The organism is Pseudomonas sp. SJZ080, from assembly GCF_007828295.1.
Lineage (GTDB): Bacteria > Pseudomonadota > Gammaproteobacteria > Pseudomonadales > Pseudomonadaceae > Aquipseudomonas > Aquipseudomonas migulae_A.
The window spans coordinates 214744-231921 of record NZ_VIUK01000001.1 but is presented as its reverse complement, the minus strand read 5'-3'; the positions used below and the strand labels follow the sequence as shown (position 1 = coordinate 231921).

General features: G+C 60.6%; 17 protein-coding genes. 1 reads left to right on the top strand and 16 read right to left on the bottom strand.

Features of this window, described 5'->3' with window-relative positions:
- Nucleotides 1–262: 262 nt before the first annotated feature.
- Nucleotides 263–1165, bottom strand: a complete 903-nt coding sequence (locus tag FBY04_RS01125) for a LysR family transcriptional regulator (protein WP_145314290.1) — start codon at nucleotides 1163–1165, stop codon at nucleotides 263–265.
- A 118-nt stretch (nucleotides 1166–1283) separates the two neighbouring features.
- Here FBY04_RS01125 and FBY04_RS01120 point away from each other — a divergent pair, with 118 nt between their 5' ends.
- On the top strand, nucleotides 1284–2561 hold the full coding sequence (locus tag FBY04_RS01120; RefSeq protein WP_084323133.1) for an MFS transporter: 1278 nt from the start codon (nucleotides 1284–1286) through the stop codon (nucleotides 2559–2561).
- A 155-nt stretch (nucleotides 2562–2716) separates the two neighbouring features.
- Here FBY04_RS01120 and gspM read toward each other — a convergent pair whose 3' ends face one another.
- From gspM to FBY04_RS01040, 15 genes are all read right to left on the bottom strand, one after another.
- Nucleotides 2717–3148: a type II secretion system protein GspM gene (gene gspM, locus FBY04_RS01115; protein ID WP_145314289.1), complete on the bottom strand. Its 432-nt coding sequence runs from the start codon at nucleotides 3146–3148 to the stop codon at nucleotides 2717–2719.
- A complete protein-coding gene (gene gspL / locus FBY04_RS01110; RefSeq protein ID WP_145314288.1) occupies nucleotides 3145–4251 on the bottom strand; it encodes a type II secretion system protein GspL in 1107 nt (368 codons plus the stop codon). The genes gspM and gspL overlap by 4 nt, the downstream gene beginning before the upstream one ends.
- On the bottom strand, nucleotides 4248–5099 hold the full coding sequence (locus FBY04_RS01105; protein WP_145314287.1) for a type II secretion system protein GspK: 852 nt from the start codon (nucleotides 5097–5099) through the stop codon (nucleotides 4248–4250). The genes gspL and FBY04_RS01105 overlap by 4 nt, the downstream gene beginning before the upstream one ends.
- Nucleotides 5096–5638, bottom strand: a complete 543-nt coding sequence (locus tag FBY04_RS01100; protein ID WP_145314286.1) for a type II secretion system protein GspJ — start codon at nucleotides 5636–5638, stop codon at nucleotides 5096–5098. Before FBY04_RS01100 ends, FBY04_RS01105 begins: the two co-directional genes overlap by 4 nt.
- Nucleotides 5631–6014: a type II secretion system minor pseudopilin GspI gene (gspI, locus tag FBY04_RS01095; RefSeq protein WP_145314285.1), complete on the bottom strand. Its 384-nt coding sequence runs from the start codon at nucleotides 6012–6014 to the stop codon at nucleotides 5631–5633. Before gspI ends, FBY04_RS01100 begins: the two co-directional genes overlap by 8 nt.
- The gene (gene gspH / locus FBY04_RS01090) at nucleotides 6007–6474 is read right to left on the bottom strand and encodes a type II secretion system minor pseudopilin GspH (protein ID WP_084323139.1); all 468 of its coding nucleotides are present in this window, start codon (nucleotides 6472–6474) and stop codon (nucleotides 6007–6009) included. Before gspH ends, gspI begins: the two co-directional genes overlap by 8 nt.
- A gap of 3 nt (nucleotides 6475–6477) precedes the next feature.
- Nucleotides 6478–6933: a type II secretion system major pseudopilin GspG gene (gene gspG, locus FBY04_RS01085; protein ID WP_084323140.1), complete on the bottom strand. Its 456-nt coding sequence runs from the start codon at nucleotides 6931–6933 to the stop codon at nucleotides 6478–6480.
- A 3-nt stretch (nucleotides 6934–6936) separates the two neighbouring features.
- Nucleotides 6937–8145: a type II secretion system inner membrane protein GspF gene (gene gspF, locus FBY04_RS01080; protein WP_145314284.1), complete on the bottom strand. Its 1209-nt coding sequence runs from the start codon at nucleotides 8143–8145 to the stop codon at nucleotides 6937–6939.
- A gap of 3 nt (nucleotides 8146–8148) precedes the next feature.
- Nucleotides 8149–9621, bottom strand: a complete 1473-nt coding sequence (gspE, locus tag FBY04_RS01075; RefSeq protein WP_145314283.1) for a type II secretion system ATPase GspE — start codon at nucleotides 9619–9621, stop codon at nucleotides 8149–8151.
- Nucleotides 9618–11546 carry a type II secretion system secretin GspD gene (gspD, locus tag FBY04_RS01070; RefSeq protein WP_145314282.1) on the bottom strand — a complete coding sequence of 643 codons (1929 nt, stop codon included), beginning with the start codon at nucleotides 11544–11546 and terminating at the stop codon, nucleotides 9618–9620. Before gspD ends, gspE begins: the two co-directional genes overlap by 4 nt.
- A gap of 8 nt (nucleotides 11547–11554) precedes the next feature.
- On the bottom strand, nucleotides 11555–12064 hold the full coding sequence (locus FBY04_RS01065; protein ID WP_084323144.1) for a hypothetical protein: 510 nt from the start codon (nucleotides 12062–12064) through the stop codon (nucleotides 11555–11557).
- A complete protein-coding gene (locus FBY04_RS01060) occupies nucleotides 12061–12603 on the bottom strand; it encodes a cytochrome b (RefSeq protein WP_145314281.1) in 543 nt (180 codons plus the stop codon). Before FBY04_RS01060 ends, FBY04_RS01065 begins: the two co-directional genes overlap by 4 nt.
- Before the next feature lie 77 nt (nucleotides 12604–12680).
- The gene (gene gbpA, locus FBY04_RS01055; RefSeq protein ID WP_145314280.1) at nucleotides 12681–14147 is read right to left on the bottom strand and encodes an N-acetylglucosamine-binding protein GbpA; all 1467 of its coding nucleotides are present in this window, start codon (nucleotides 14145–14147) and stop codon (nucleotides 12681–12683) included.
- Nucleotides 14148–14438: 291 nt separating this feature from the next.
- Nucleotides 14439–15506, bottom strand: a complete 1068-nt coding sequence (hemE, locus tag FBY04_RS01050) for a uroporphyrinogen decarboxylase (protein WP_008025187.1) — start codon at nucleotides 15504–15506, stop codon at nucleotides 14439–14441.
- Nucleotides 15507–15757: 251 nt separating this feature from the next.
- A complete protein-coding gene (locus FBY04_RS01040; protein WP_084323148.1) occupies nucleotides 15758–17176 on the bottom strand; it encodes an FAD-dependent oxidoreductase in 1419 nt (472 codons plus the stop codon).
- Nucleotides 17177–17178 lie beyond the last annotated feature (2 nt).

Here is a 17178-nt window from a genome sequence, read left to right as displayed (position 1 = left end):
TCCAGCACACGGTTCACCGCCAGCTCCCCCAGCATGATCGACTGTTGAATTCCCGGCAGGGTGTGATTGTCGGTATCGGCGCCTTACGCACAGCTACCATCAAAGTGCAGGAATGAAATTGCCTGACTGTTCGGCATGCAAATGGACACGATAAAAAACCTGTAGGAGCCGGCTTGCTGGCGATAGCGGTGGATCAGTCGACATCAATGCCAACTGACAATCCGCCATCGCCAGCAAGCCGGCTCCTACAGGTTCGGGTCGTTCATGACTTGAGGGGTTCGACCTTGCGCGTCAGCAGGTCCACAAACGCCTTGGCCATGGGGGATTTCTGATCCTTGCGCTGTACCAGCCACACCGCCGAAACCGCCTCAGGATCGAGCAGCGGCCGATAGACCACACCATCTATCCGCATCCGCTGATAAGACGCCGGCAACACCGACACACCCAACCCCGCCGCCACCAAACCGATAATGGTCATGGCCTCACCCGCCTCTTGCGCGAAGTGCGGGCTGAAACCGGCGTCCCGCGCAAGGCTCAACAACTGAGCGTACAAGCCGCTGCCATAACTGCGTGGGAAAAACACAAACGGTTCGAGCGCCAACGCCGACAGAAACAATCCCGCTTCACTGTCCTGAACCAGCGGATGCTTGGAACTGAGCACCGCCACCAGCGGCTCGCGCATCAGCTCCACCACGCTAAGCGAGTCCGGTAGCCCCAACGGCCGCATGATCCCGACCTCGATCGACTCGTCCACCAGCGCCTCGGCCACTTGGGTGCTGCTCATTTCGCGCAGGTTCAAATGCACCGCCGGAAAGCGCTGGCGAAACGAAAAAATTGCCTGGGGAATGGTCGAGTTGAACGGTGCCGACGAAGTGAAGCCAATCTTCAACTCACCCAGCTCACCGAGCTGCGCACGTCGTGCCACATCGGCTGCTTTATCGACCTGCGCCAGCACCAGGCGCGCCTCTTCCAGAAACAACCGGCCGGCCTCACTCAGCTCGACCCGACGATTGGTTCGTTCGAACAATCGCGCACCGACCTCTTGCTCCAGCGCCTGGATCTGCTGGCTCAACGGCGGTTGCGAGATGCCCAGCACCTGAGCGGCGCGGCCGAAGTGCAATTCTTCGGCGACGGCGATGAAGTAGCGCAGGTGACGCAATTCCATGAAAACTCCATTAGGTCGTAAAACCTCTTAAACAGGTCGAACAATATATTGGATTGAATCATTAGGCAGCTATATGCTTTTTTCATCGCCTGACCGGCTGCCTGCCCCGAGGTCTGAAGTGAAAACTGCTGTCGCCCCACTCGCCCACGAAGTTCCGCCCGCCGCGCTGGACGATGCCGTCGCCGAGCTCAAGGAAATCTACATCGAAAAAGGCACGCCGATGTTCATGCGTACGGTACTGGCCTTATTCTCCGGCGGCTTCGCGACCTTCGCGCTGCTGTACTGCGTGCAGCCGATGATGCCGCTGCTTTCCCACGAATATTCCATTAACGCAGCCCAGAGCAGTCTGATTCTTTCGGTGGCCACCGGCATGCTCGCCATCGGTTTGCTGATCACTGGCCCGATCTCCGACCGTGTCGGGCGCAAACCGGTGATGGTGGCGGCGCTGTTTGCCGCGGCGCTGTGCACCATCGCCAGTTCGATGATGCCGAGCTGGCACGGCGTGCTGGTGATGCGCGCGCTGATCGGGTTGTCGTTGAGCGGCCTGGCGGCGGTCGCCATGACGTACCTGAGTGAAGAGATCCATCCGCAACACATCGGCCTGGCAATGGGCCTGTACATCGGCGGCAACGCCATCGGCGGAATGTGCGGACGCTTGATTACCGGGGTGTTGATCGACTTCGTCAGCTGGCACACGGCGATGCTGGTGATCGGCAGCCTGGCGCTGATCGCGGCGGCGGTGTTCTGGAAGATCCTTCCCGAATCGCGCAACTTCCGCGCCCGCTCGCTGCACCCGCGCAGTCTGCTCGAAGGCTTCACCATGCACTTTCGCGACGCCGGTTTGCCGTTGTTGTTTCTAGAAGCCTTTGTGCTGATGGGCGCGTTCGTCACGCTGTTCAACTACATCGGTTATCGCCTGCTGGCCGACCCGTACCACATGGACCAGGCCTTCGTCGGGCTGCTCTCGGTGGTGTACCTGTCGGGCATCTACAGCTCGGCGAAAATCGGTGCATTGGCAGACAAACTGGGCCGACGCCAGGTGCTCTGGGCCACTATCGTGCTGATGCTCGCCGGCCTGGCCCTGACGATGTTCACGCCACTGCCGTTGGTGATCATCGGCATGCTGATTTTCACCTTCGGTTTCTTCGGCGCGCATTCGGTGGCGAGCAGCTGGATCGGCCGCCGCGCCACCAAAGCCAAGGGGCAGGCATCGTCGCTGTATCTGTTCAGTTACTACGCCGGGTCGAGCATCGCCGGCACGGCGGGTGGTGTGTTCTGGCACTTGGGTGGGTGGAACGGGATCGGGCTGTTTATCGGCGCGTTGCTGGTGGTGGCGTTGTTGATTGCGTTGAAGCTGGCGAAGTTGCCGCTGTTGCCCGGGGCTGCCCAGGTTTAAACCCGATCAAAAGCTGAAGTCGTACGCCGATCCCCTGTGGGAGATAGCCTGCTAGCTCTCACAGGGGGAATGCGTACGATCAAAGAGCCAGGCCGGCCCGAAGGCCGCCTCGCGTTGCTGTGGCGGTTGTCGCCCGCAAAGACCGCCAACCGCAACTACCTGAGCACCACCCGCGCCTCAAGCACCGCATCACGCTTTTCCAGCACCAGCGATTGCACCAAAGCCCCATCCCGCTCGGCACGATCCAGCCATTGCAGCAGCGTCTTCGCATCCCCGCTGAGGGTCAACCGCAACAGGTCGTTATCGGCATCCATCTGGTGCAGTTCGAGCCCCGCTGCAGTGACGCTTTCGCTGATACGCAACGACAAGGGCTGATCAGCGACGACCGCACTGGTGTTTGGGGGTTGCGCCCGTTGCAGCTGCGCAGCCAGGGCCAATTGCTGTTGATGCCGACGCTCGACGGCTTCCAGACGCTGACGGGTCGGTTGCCAGATCAGGCTGAACACCACGACCGCCAGCAAAAATGCGCCCACAGCCAGCAGCAGTCGTTGCTCTCGAATGGACAGGCGTTGCCAGATGACCTTCATGTGTTGTCCTCCACGACCAGTGTCGCCTGCACGCGATTGCGCTCTTTGCTCGCACTGTCGACCCTGACCGGCACACCTTGCTGCCGCCCGCGCTCACGCAGTTGCTCAAGCTCGGCAAAACTGTTGGCGGTCAGCTGGACTTTCCAGCCGTCGCCTGCACGAAGCTCGATGCGCCGCACTTCGACATGACTCGCGCCGATGACCTGCTCGACCAGATCCACCAAACCGGTGATACGCGTCTTCTCCGGCTCGGCGGTCTGGCTCTGCAGCACCCGCAGTTGCGTCGCCAGATCCACGATGCGGCTCTGGTCAGGGTAAAGCGCCTTGAAGCGCTGCTCGTTCTGGCTGTAGAGCCGACGGGTTTCACCCTCGAGAAAATGGATTCGCGTTGCGCTGGCGCCCCAGGTCAACAGCAACAGCATCAGTAACGCCAAACCACCGATGTGCCAGGGCAGACGCTTGCTGCGCGGGGCGAAGGCTCCTTGCAGCAGGTTGATGGCCTGGGAGTGGCGAAGGCTCAGGCACTGGTCGACATCGACCGCGTCGTGACGCTCGTCGATCCACCGGATATCCGGGGGCAAGGCAGGTCTGAGCGAGGCCAGCCCGTCATCCGATACGGCCACGCGGGCCGGCATCCCGCCGCCGATCAGCCATCGACCGAACCATCGAACGACGACCGCCTCAGCCCCGGGCAATACATCGGCATCGACAAAGACGGATCGGACGCCAACATTCGACTCGGCCAACAGCGCGAGCACAGCGGCGAATCGCTCGCGACCGATCACCATCACCGGGTAGCACCTCTGCCGGTCGCGAGCGCCGATGCCCAGGTGCAATTTTTCCAGCGCGTCACTCAGTTGATCTTCTACGGCAAACGCGATGGCTTGCGCAGCGGGCTGACGCCTGGAAGGCCACGGATCGCTGCGCACCCAACTGCACATTTCCATGGGCAACAGCAGATCGACCGTTTGCCCGTTCAGTGCCTGTGCGACTTGTTTCAATGGCATGTGCTGACGTTGGCCGGTTGAAGACCAAAGGCAGCACGGCCAGTCGGGCGACGGCTCGGCAAGGCCCTCGGCGTTCAGGTAAAGCCAGGTGTTCATCGCGGCATCTCATGAGTACTCGAAGGAAGAAGACGTCGTTGCAGGATCTTGAAGTGGTGCGTGTCGGGATCTCGCTCGACATCAGTGGCCAGCAACAAACGGCTCTGCCCCTGAATGACCTGCACCGTGATCCGAAACCAACGGCTGCCGGTGCCCAGCCCATGACTGCTCAGGCCTGCGCCGGCGAGCAGCGGGTCCTGAGTAAAGGCCTGAACGCTCGCCCATGCAGTTGCCGACCGCTGCCGGACCAACGCCTCGGCGGTCGTCGCCTCCACGCCATCGAGTGCCCTCAATACCAGAGCCGGCGCGGTGTTGATGTTCAGAGCGGCGTCTGCGGGAAGCACCGCGACCCAGGGTTCCAGTTGACGCAACAGCGGGCCGTCGACACCTGGAAGCAGGCGCAGCTGGTTCAGCTCCTGTAATGCACCGACCTGACTCAGTGGCAACGGCGCAAGATCGAGCAGCTCGAGCAAGCGCCCCCAACGATCAAGGGTGACCTGATCTATCTGGCCCTGAATCAACAGTGAATTGAGATTGAACCGCCCGGCGAGGTCTTCGATATCGACGCGCAACTGCGCGCCCTCGATGTCGAAGTCGGGCGTCGTCCGCGCCCAGTCCTGGGTCAGATCGACGTTTTTTGGCGAAGCATTCGCGGCGTCCTGTAGCTGCAAAAGCGCCCAGGTTTCCCCGGCACTCGCGAGTTGCCGCAAGTGAATGTGATGCATCGATTTCCCGCTGCTTTGCAACGACAGCCGATGACTGCGCAGCATGCCGCTGGTGATCAACAGCGCCAGACTCATCACCAGCAACACACTGATCAACGCGATGCCCCGTTGACGCCCGTTCATGGCAACGCGCCCGGCAACAGCAGCACCCGACGGATCGCCTCGAAACGGCCCACCGACACTTGCAGCTCCACGGCCATCGGTGCCCTCAGATCCTTTCCAGCCGGCCACTCGCTGCGCCATCCGGTTTGACGATCGAACAAGCGCCAGCTCAAGTCCCGAACATCGTCGAGCAGTTTTTGTCGCTGCATGATGGGCGTGCCTTCGCCCTGGCTTTCACGCCACAGCACTCCGTTGTCGAGTCGGTACGTCAGTGTCTGGCGCTCGCTGCGGGGCTGGTCCAGAGGATTGCGCCAGTGGCTGCGCTGCAATTGCAGCCCCGTTGGCTGGAGCACGACAGGCTGTTCGGTAACCTGCAACAAGTCTCGCTCAATCACCGCCACCGCCCGTTGCAGCCGTCGAAACTCCCCTTCGTGGGCCGTCGTGCCTTTCTGCGTGCGCACGACACCATCGAACAACCCCCAACTGGCCAGGCCGAGCAACGCGAATATCGCCATGGCGATCACCAGCTCCAGCAAGGTGAAACCGGATTGCCTATTCATGACGATCAGGTATCCAGCCAGTGGCGCGGTGCAAGGTTTGCTCGCGCCCGGAAAGGCTGACGTCAACGTCGACCTTGAGCAGTCGCGGGTCAGTCGATGCGCTGATGTGCTGGCGCAACAGCCAGTCGCGGCGATCCATGTGCACCACGCGTTGCTGTTGACCGAGGGCCAACCCGGGTTGCAGGCGCAATTCATTCAAATGGTTATCGGCCAGCCAGGCGGCGAAGAGTCGTTCCTCGACCGCGCCGGTTTGCTTCAACACGTATTGGCTCGCCGACAGCACGGCCGCCGCCAGCGTCGCGAAGACCGCCAGGGCCACCATGATTTCCAGCAGCGTGAACCCACGCGTACGTGCCCGCGACAGCCCCCTATCCATCAATCACAGCCTCGCCCAGGCCATCGCTCGAAAGACTCAGGAGCGTGCTGTCCCGGGTCGCGAACGTCAGCGTGAAGGCGCTGGTCTCATCGCTGCTGAGCATCAGCAATTGCGGCGGTCCCTCATCGGCCCCCAGCATCAGGGAATGCCCATCCTGCTCAAGGTGTAGCCGCAGGGTTTCCGGCCACGTGTAAAACGCAGCCACCGGCTCCCAGCCTCGAGCATCGAGGCGCATCGCGCGGTAACCGCTGTCACTGAGCCGCAGGCCGTATTCCTCGCCATCCAGCACCGCCCGTTCACGCAGCTGTTGAATCAGACCTGCCATCCCGTGCGCTTCGTGCTGCGCCTGACGCAGCGGATTCGGGCCGACCACCAGACTCACCATGCACAGCAGCACGCCGATCACAACGATCACGATCATCAACTCGAGCAAGGTAAACCCGCGGCAACGCTGGCGCATGAATCAGTTGCCCCAATTGCCGATATCGGTCGCATGCCCTTCGCCGCCCACCACGCCATCGGAACCCAGGGAATACAAGTCGTAGCTGCCGTCGATGGATTGCACACCAGGATTGAGAAACTGATAGGGCGTGCCCCACGGGTCGACCGGCAGGTTTTTCAGGTAACCCTGAGGGTTCCAGTTCCTCGCCGCCGGCATGCCCGAAGGTCGTTTGCTCAAGGCTTCCAGCCCTTGCTGCGTCGAGGGGTAGTGGAAATTGTCGAGGCGGTACATTTCCAGGGCGGTGGCGATCGCCTGGATATCGATTTTTGCCGCGGTGACCTTGGCCTGGTCGGGGCGGCTCATGAACTGCGGCACCACGATGGCCCCCAGCACGCCGATGATCACGACCACCACCATGATTTCGATCAGGGTAAAACCGCGTTGCCCGCGGCGTGAGTTACTGCGTAAAGGTTGCATGGGTCAATTCACCAATTGGTTGAGGCTGAGAATCGGTAGAAGGATGGCCATGACGATCAGCAGCACGACGCCGCCCATCAGCACCAGCATGGCCGGTTCGAAGAGGCTCACGACCAGCGCGATGCGCGCCGCCAGGCTGTTTTCCTGTTGCTCGGCGGCCCGTACCAGCATGTGATCGAGTTCGCCTACGCGTTCGCCGCTGGCGATCATGTGCAGCATCATTGGCGGGATGTCACCGCTGAGTTCCAGGCCCCGGGTCAGGGTTCCGCCTTCGCGTACGGAGCGGGCGACATCGACCATGCGTGCACGAATGGTCAGATTGCCGATGACAGCGGCAGCGATTTCCAGCGCATCCACCAGCGGCACGGCACTTTTGCCGAGGATCGCCAGAGTGCTGGCAAACCGTGCGGCTTCCATCGCCCGCAACACCTCGCCGGCTACCGGCAGTTTCAACGCCAGGCGATGCCAGCGCAGGCGCCAGAGCGGCTGACGCAAACTCCAGCGCCAGACACCGATCAGCGTCGCCAGCACGCCCATCAATGCCAGGAAATGGTTGCGCAGACCGTCGCTCAAACCGATCAGCGCTTGAGTCAGCCAAGGCAGCGGCTGGCCGCTGTCGACGAAAATTTTCACCACGTCCGGCACCACGTAACCGAGCAGGAAACCCACGATCGCTACGCTGGCCAGCATCAGGATCATCGGGTAGACCAAGGCCATCTGGATTTTCTGCCGCGAAGCCTGACGCGCCTGGGTGTACGCCGCCAGTTGCTCCAGCACATGCCCCAAGTGCCCGGAACGCTCACCGGCCGCGACGGTGGCGCGAAACAACTCGGGGAACGCCTTGGGAAACAGCCCCAGCGCGGTTGAAAGAGCATGCCCTTCCATCACCCGGCTGCGGACTGCCGACAACAACCCGGCAACCTTGCGCCTGGCACTTTGTTTGGTCACCGCTTCCAGTGCTTCTTCCAAAGGCAGACCGGCCTGAACCAGCGTGGATAACTGCAGCGTCATCAGCGCCAGTTCAGCCGCCCCCAAACGTCCGCTGCGGGGTTGCGCACCGGCGGGACCGCCCGTGCTGACCTCATTCAATTCACGCGGCCGCAAACCACGCTCGCGCATCAGTTGTCGGGCATGACGGGGGCTGTCGGCTTCCAGTCGGCCCTTGCAGCGTCGGCCCTGGGCATCGTCAGCGCGGTAATCGAATGTCGGCACGCGCTAGTCCTCCTGGGTCACGCGCAGTAACTCGTCGAGGCTGGTCACGCCGGCGAGTACCCTTTGCCGACCGTCCTGAAACAGGCTGCGGGAGACCTTGCGCGTCTCATCGATCAACGCCTGCTCAGTGGCGCCTTGATGAATCAGCGCCGACACGGCCGGCGTGACGCTGATCAGTTCGTAGATTCCAATCCGCCCTCGATAACCGTGCTGGCACTGCTCACACCCCACCGCACTGAACAGCAGCGGTGGCGCCGCCGCATCAAGCCCGAGACGCTGACACATGGCCGCATCGGCGCGAAACGACGCCTTGCAATGCGGGCACAACGTACGCAGTAAGCGCTGGGCCAGAATGCCCACCAGCGACGACGCCAGCAGGTAGGCATCAACCCCCATGTCCACCAGCCGCGTCACCGCGCCCACCGCGCTGTTGGTGTGCAACGTCGAGAGCACCAAGTGACCGGTCAGCGAGGCCTGGACGGCGATTTCTGCCGTTTCGCGATCACGGATTTCGCCGACCATCACCACGTCCGGATCCTGACGCAGAATCGCCCGCAAGCCTCGGGCGAAGGTCATGTCCACTTTCGGATTGACCGGCATCTGCCCCACACCCGGCAGGTGATATTCGATGGGGTCTTCGACCGTGAGAATGTTGCGTGTCTGATCGTTCAGGCTGCTCAACGCGGCATACAGACTGGTGGTCTTGCCGGAGCCGGTGGGCCCGGTTACCAGCAGAATGCCGTGAGGTTTGCCAAGCAACTGGCGCAACGCCGCGAGGGTGTCGGCAGGCATGCCGAGTCGCTGCAAATCGAGGCGCCCGGCCTGTTTGTCGAGCAACCGCAGCACCACCCGTTCACCGTGCGCCGACGGCAACGTCGAGACCCGCACATCGACTTCGTGCCCGGCCAGTCGCAGGGCCATTCGACCGTCCTGCGGGATACGTTTTTCAGCAATGTCCAGACGCGCCATGACCTTGATCCGCGACACCAGCAACGTCGCCAGTTCACGCCGGGGCCTGAGCATTTCGCGCAATTGCCCGTCGACCCGCATGCGCACCGACAGCGAGTGTTCGAAGGTTTCCAGGTGCACGTCCGAGGCATGCTCGCGCACGGCTTCGCTGAGCAGGGCATTGATCAGCCGGATGATCGGCGCGTCGCCCTGCTGCTCCAACAAGTCGGCAGTCTGCGGAACTTGATCGACCAGGCTGAGCAGATCCAGTTCGTCGTCCAGCCCCTGGGCCACCTGCTCTGCCGCGCTCTGACCTTCTCGGTAAGCGGCGGCCAGACGCACGGCAAACGCATCGGCATCCAGCACCAGGATCGGCAGGTTCCGTCCACACACCCGACGCGCTTCCGACAGCGCTGTCAGCGGCGTATCGGCCCGCAGCGCAAGACTCAAGTCGGGCCCCTCGCACGCCAGCAGAACACCGAAACGCCGAGCGAAACCGAAAGGCAACTGTTCGATTTTTTCGCTCATGGCGTAACCGGGGTTTGCTTGCGTAAATCAAACACGGGCGCATCGATCGCCGGGTCGAACAACTGACGCGATTCTGCCGGCAGCAACAACGAGTTGTTCCCGTGCGCGCCCGGCTGGCTCAGCTTGCGCAGCGCGTTGTAACGCTGCTCGCTCACGTCGGCCAGATCTTCCTTGCTGCGCACGATGGTGGGCCGCAAAAAGACCATCAGATTGCTTTTGGTTTGCGTGTCCCGGGTCCAGCGAAACAGTGCGCCCAAGTAAGGAATATTGCGCAGCAGCGGCACGCCGCTTTGCTGGGTTCGAACGCTGTCGCGGATCAAGCCGCCGATCACGATGATCTCGCCATCGTCGGCGAGAATGGTGCTTTTGAGTGCACGCTTGTTGGTGATCAGGTCGGAAGAATCGATACCGGACACTGACGGTGCAATGTCCGAAACCTCCTGCTCTACCTCCAGGCGCAACGTCGAACCTTCGTTGATGTACGGCTTGATTTTCAGGCTGATGCCGACGTCCTTGCGCTCGACGGTGGTAAACGGATTGTCCGCACCGTTGCTGTTGGTGGCATAGGAGCCCGTCTTGAACGGCACGTTTTGACCGACGATGATTTCCGCTTCCTGATTGTCCAGGGTCAGCAGGCTCGGTGTGGAAAGCAGATTGCTGTGGGTGTTGCTGGCCAACGCCGAAATCAACGCACCAAAGCGGTCATTGCCCAGTTGCAGGAGCGCGCCTTCCGGGGCCGACTTTTTTTCGTCGAAGGTCAGCCCGCCAATGATCGGAATGTCAGTGCCGGGGAAGTTGATAAAGCCCTTCGCGTCGCCGCTGCTGATGCCCCACTGGACGCCGACGGCTTCGGCGATGTCTCCGGAGATTTCGACGATGGCGGCATGGATCAGCACTTGGGCCCGGGGCTGGTCCAACTGGCGCACGATGGTTTCGATGGTGCGGATTTGCGCGGGCTCGGCAATCAGCACCAGCGCATTCTGGCTCTCGTCGGCCTTGATCATGAACGTCGCGCCGGACGAGTTATCCTTCACGCCGCCCAAGGTCGATGCCTGTTTTCGGGCCTGCCCCATGGTTTCGAGCACTTCGGCCAACTGCTTGGCATCGCTGTGGCGCAGGCGAATGACCCGGGCATTGTCGAGGGATGCGGTGGCGGGTGTATCGAGACTGCGTGCGAGGTCGATCAGGCGCTGGCGCACCGACGGTGGACCAATGAGGATCAGTCGATTGGTTCTGGTGTCGGCAAGCACTTGGATCGGCGTATCTGCGTTGCGCTTGCCCAGCGAAGACTCAATGATCGTCATCACGTCGGCGGCTTGGGCGTGATGCATCTGCACCACGGCATGCAGGTTGTTCTGCCCCGAATCCAGCTGACCCACGACCTTGGCAATGCGCTCCACATTGGCCGCCGTATCGGTGACGACCAGCGCATTGGCCGACACCGATGGGCCGACGTAACCATTGACCGACACCAACGGCCGGACCAGCCCGGCAATATCGGAGGCACTGCTGGTGTTCAGTTCGATGACCCGAGTGACGAACTGCGACGCCGTGGCGTTTTTTGCCGTGCCTTGGCCTGCACGGGTTTTCGCCTCGGTGACTGGCGTGATCAGAATGCGGTCACCTTCGTCGATCACCGTAAAGTTATGGGCATCGAGCACCGAATAAAACAACCGGCGAACGCCCTCGCGGTCTAGGGCCTGGCGGGACATGACGGTGATACGCCCGGACACTCTGGGGTCGAGCACCACCGTGGTCCCGAGAATGGTCGAGATTTCTTCAACGATGTCGCGCAACTCGGCATTGTTCATCGCCAGTTGCCATTTTTCTTCCTCGGCTTGCAACGTGTCGTGAAAGAACGTCGTCGCCAAAGCGGCCAGAAAAAGAAGGGTGCGCAGGGGATGCGCGCCGATGAAGCTGTTCATGGGTGTGATCACTCTGGCGGCCCGGAAAGAGGGCGTAGAAAACGCGTAGCACTGACGGGTGTCTGTGGCTGGGATGCTGAGTCGAGTTGACGCAGGAAACCCGCGGAAGAGGTCTGCAACGTCAGCACCTCTTCTCGACCCTTGTTCCACAACACCGCTTGATTGACCTCGACGCGTCGCAGGACGCTGCCACCCGGCAACTGATCCCCCACCTGGTAAATCCGCGCACCTTGAGCGTCCGCCAGTAACGCTCTGGACAACCCGGTGCCGAGGACAAAACTGGCCTGCAAGGTCAGCAGCTCGGCACTGGGCAGCAATGTGGTTTCAGTCGCCAGACCGAGCACCGTTGCAATCGCTGTGGTATCGAGGGGCGCACGGGACGGTGGCGTCGGCACGGTCGCAGCGAACGACAACGGCGAGGCAAGGCTTTTGCGAAAGCCCCATTCCTGCCACACCAAAAATGCGGCGTAACCGACGGATAAAACCAACAGGCAGAGTGTGTTCAGGCGCCTGTTCACTCGGGCCGTTCACTTCGAACAATGCTGCACAATGACATTCGCCGCAGCACTCGGTGGCCGCACAGCTCATGGACAACGACCGCGCCGACATGCAGCACGATGAGCAATGAAAGGACGACACAGGCCCAAACATGAATGACGAGAAAGCGGGAGATGAGCTCAGGATCGCTCAGAGGCTGAGTTATTTCGACCAGGCCGAACACGTCGATCGGGCGATCCATCATCAAGACGCCGGTGACCAGCACGATACTGACGATGAGATAGATCAGCGTGTGCGCGAACAGTCCGAGTTTTTCCATGAAGCTAAAGGCCCTCACGCTGATATGCCGGGCATGAGAGGCAAAAATGAATAAGCGCCAGACGAAAAACGGTATGAACACCGTGGTCAGCGACACATTGAGAAAAGCGACCCATTGCGCCAGCTGTGGGGACACGTCGACGCAGGCCACATAAAAACCGGAAATCAGGGTCCAGACGATGACTGCCGCCGATAACCAGTGCAGCCATACGCGTTGGGTGGAATAACCCAAAACCGTCATTTTTCAACTCGATTTTCAACAAGAGAATGAACCTTCAGGCGATCCATTCGCGGATCGCCTGAAGTGTTACGGCGGGCTTAAAGCTTGTTCCACGCCATATGCCAGTGCGCACCGACGCCAGGTTCAAAACCATTGGCGTTCGGGGCGTATTGCATGCAGTAGCCCGACTCGGGGAATGGCTTGCATTCGAAGACTTCATTGGTCTTCTGCTGCAGCACTTTGGTCCCGGCGGTGTACTCGCTGAGGCCTTCGGGGAACACGAAGTCATGCTCGACGCCAGCGCCTTCACCGGTCATGTTGGTCGGCTGGGTGTCCTGGCGAGTAGTACGGCCATCCAGGGTAGTGCCGACCAGTGTCAGCGTGTGTTTGCCGGGATTGCTGCGAACATCCATACCCAGCCAGGTCGGACCGCTTTCCACCTGTTTCATCACGGAGCCGACCGGCTTGTTGTTCTCGTCGAACAAGGTCGCTTCGACGTTCATCGGGCGATTCGAGATCATGCTGAAGTCGACTTTAGCCTGGCCTTTTTCCAATACGTATTCAGCTTGCTGAGAAGCTACCGACATCCGTGCTGCGACGTCTTCCTTCATGTCCAGCTGAACTTCGTAACGGGTTACGCCGCTTTCTTTTTGGGCGTAGAGGGTGTTGTTGCCCCGGACCGGTTCGATGTTGCCGCTCTCATCACGAATACCGGCGCGGATGAGTGTGTGAGTGGTGTTGATTTTTTCTGCCAGTTTGAACGCCCAGTTGTTTGGCGAGCCTTCTTCGGCAGTGGCGATGGTGATTTCAACGTCGTAATCCGGGCTGACACCGTTGGCAGAGAATGCACGGGCCTTGACCTTGTCACCGGTCAGCAACGACGTCGACGGCGCGATACCGCCAACGGAAGTCCAGCCACCAGGCAATTCTGCTTCCGCAATAATGTTCACATCGGCCGCGTTGTAAAACGCTGCGTCGGTATCGCCGACGGTCCAGATCGCCAGAATCACATGCTGGCCGGATTTGTCTGCCGGGATGGTGCAGTTGTGCTTGTCACCAGACTCAGGTTTCTGATTGGCGCCATCTTTGGTGCAAAACGGGGTGCTTTCGAAGGTGGCACGTTTCAGCGACTCGTTCGGGTTCCAGCCGTTGCGAGTGATGAAGTACTCATGCTTGGTTGCCGGGTGAACCGCGGTGTAGCGCCATTGGAAATCGATGGTGCGATCCTTGATTTCTGTCAGGTGCCAACGGGTGGCGGACTGGGCATCCATCGCGGAGAACGATGGATGACCGCCACTCGGAATCTTGCCGTCGATCGGCCCTTGCAAAGGAGCACCGCCAACACCGGCCGGGAAACCTTTGAAGGTTTCACCAACACTTTGAGGTTCGTATTGCGCGCCGCCACAGTTGGTGTTCAAGCCTTTCTGGCAAAGCAATGCCCGTGAAGGTGGTACTTCAAGATAGCCATGGGCTGAAACAGTTTGAGACGCCAACATTGCCGATAACAGGATCATTGGAGAGGCGCATGCAGTGAATGCACCTCCCTTGTAGAACGTTTTTTTCATGATTGTGTTCCAGACTACTTATCGAAAAATAAGGCGCCTTGTGGGCGCCGCTGTTCGTAATTCCATTCGGTGTGCGGCACCGAACGAAGGTCTGAAACCTTACTGGGATGAGCGCGAGTTCTATGTAGGACAAGTCGCCGATTACATGGGGATTAATCTCTCTCTTCGCTTATCTGACAAAGAGAGAAAACATTCTTACAAGCAGAAACGGATTAGGCTGGCATACGTTTTTCAGGCAAAAAAAAGCCTGCCCGGCATTGACCGGACAGGCTGGATGGAACCTTGAAATGATTACTCGTGATACTGCGCCGACAGCTCATGCACCGCGCGCAGGAACGCGCCCGCATGCTCCGGATCGACTTCCGGCGTAATGCCATGACCGAGGTTGAATACGTGCCCGCTGCCCTTGCCATAGCTGGCGAGGATCCGTCCGACTTCGGTGCGTATGGCTTCCGGTTTGGCGTAGAGCACGGTCGGGTCCATGTTGCCTTGCAAGGCAACTTTGTCGCCAACGCGAGCCCGGGCATTGCCGATATCGCACGTCCAGTCCAGGCCCAGGGCATCAGCACCCGCGTCGGCAATGCTTTCCAGCCACAGACCGCCGTTCTTGGTGAACAGAATGACCGGAACCTTGCGGCCTTCGTGCTCGCGGATCAGGCCGCTGACGATTTTGCGCATGTAGGCCAGTGAGAACTCCTGATACGCCGCTGCCGACAGGTTGCCGCCCCACGTGTCGAAGATCTGCACCGCTTGCGCACCGGCCATGATCTGGCCGTTGAGATAAGAAGTGACCGACTGCGCCAGCTTGTCCAGCAGCAGGTGCATGGCTTGCGGGTTGTCGTAGAGCATGGCTTTGGTCTTGCGGAAGTCTTTCGACGAACCGCCTTCGACCATGTAGGTGGCCAGCGTCCAGGGGCTGCCGGAGAAGCCGATCAGCGGCACGCGGCCGTTCAGTTCGCGGCGGATGGTGCTGACCGCGTCCATCACGTAACCGAGGTCTTTGTGCGGATCAGGAATCGGCAGGGCTTCGATGTCGGCCATCGTACTGACGACTTTCTTGAAGCGCGGGCCTTCACCGGTTTCGAAGTACAGGCCCTGGCCCATGGCATCGGGGATGGTCAGGATGTCCGAGAAGAGGATTGCCGCGTCCAGTTGCGGGTAGCGGTCGAGCGGTTGCATCGTGACTTCGCAAGCGAACGCCGGGTTCATGCACAGGCTCATGAAGTCGCCGGCCTTGGCACGGCTGGCGCGGTATTCCGGCAGGTAGCGACCGGCCTGACGCATCATCCACACAGGGGTGACGTCTACGGGTTGCTTGAGCAGGGCGCGAAGGAAACGGTCGTTCTTCAGGGCAGTCATGTCGGCATCCGGAAAAAAAGTGCGGGCATTTTCTCAGAGCGCGAGGCAAAAGGCACGGATGCAGGTCAGCCTTTTGTCTATCGGGTCAATTTGTCGCGGTGGAATGCGGTCTTCCCGACACCATAAACCAATGTGGGAGCGGGCTTGCTCGCGAAGAGGCCGTCACATTCAACAGAGATGTTGACTGACAAACCGCCTTCGCGAGCAAGCCCGCTCCCACATTTTGATCGCATTCCAGTTTTGGAAAGTGATCAGACGCCCAGGTAGTCCAGGATCCCTTCAGCCGCATTGCGCCCTTCGAAGATTGCCGTCACCACCAGGTCAGAGCCGCGAACCATGTCGCCACCGGCGAAGATTTTCGGGTTGCTGGTCTGGTGCTTGTACTGACCTTGTTCCGGCGCCACAACGCGGCCCTGGCTGTCGGTCTGGATGCTGAATTGCTCGAACCACGGCGCCGGGCTTGGACGGAAACCAAAAGCGATGACCACGGCGTCGGCCGGGATGATCTCTTCGGAACCCGGGATCGGCTCGGGGCTGCGACGGCCACGAGCGTCCGGTTCGCCGAGACGGGTCTCGACCACCTTCACGCCTTCGACCTTGTCTTCGCCAACGATGGCAATCGGCTGGCGGTTGTAGAGGAATTTCACGCCCTCTTCCTTGGCGTTCTTCACCTCTTTGCGCGAGCCCGGCATGTTCGCTTCGTCACGACGATAGGCGCAGGTCACCGACTTGGCGCCCTGGCGGATCGACGTACGATTGCAGTCCATCGCCGTGTCGCCACCGCCCAGCACCACAACCTTCTTGCCTTTCATGTCGACGAAATCTTCCGGCGACTTTTCAAAGCCCAGGTTGCGATTGACGTTGGCGATCAGGAAGTCGAGCGCGTCATGCACGCCCGGCAAGTCCTCACCGGCAAAGCCGCCCTTCATGTAGGTGTAGGTGCCCATGCCCATGAACACGGCATCGTATTCTTCGAGCAGTTGCTCGACGGACACATCCTTGCCCACTTCGGTGTTCAGGCGGAACTCGATCCCCATGCCGGTAAAGACTTCGCGGCGATTGCTCAGCACGGTCTTTTCCAGCTTGAACTCGGGGATGCCGAAGGTCAGCAGACCACCGATTTCCGGGTTCTTGTCGAACACCACCGGGGTCACGCCGCCGCGCACCAGCACGTCGGCACAACCCAGGCCGGCCGGACCTGCGCCGATGATCGCGACACGTTTGCCGGTCGGCTTGACCTTGGACATGTCCGGGCGCCAGCCCATGGCGAACGCCGTGTCGGTGATGTACTTCTCCACCGAACCGATGGTCACCGCGCCGAAGCCGTCGTTGAGGGTGCAGGCACCCTCGCACAGACGGTCCTGCGGGCACACCCGACCGCACACTTCCGGCAGGGTGTTGGTCTGGTGCGACAGCTCGGCGGCCTGGAGGATGTTGCCCTCGGCCACCAGTTTCAGCCAGTTCGGAATGAAGTTGTGCACCGGGCACTTCCATTCGCAATACGGGTTACCGCAACCCAGGCAGCGGTGGGCCTGATCGGCCGAATGCTGGGGTTTGAAGGGTTCGTAGATTTCCACGAACTCTTTCTTGCGTTGACGCAACAGTTTCTTCTTCGGATCTTTGCGCCCGACGTCGATGAACTGGAAGTCGTTATTCAGACGTTCAGCCATTG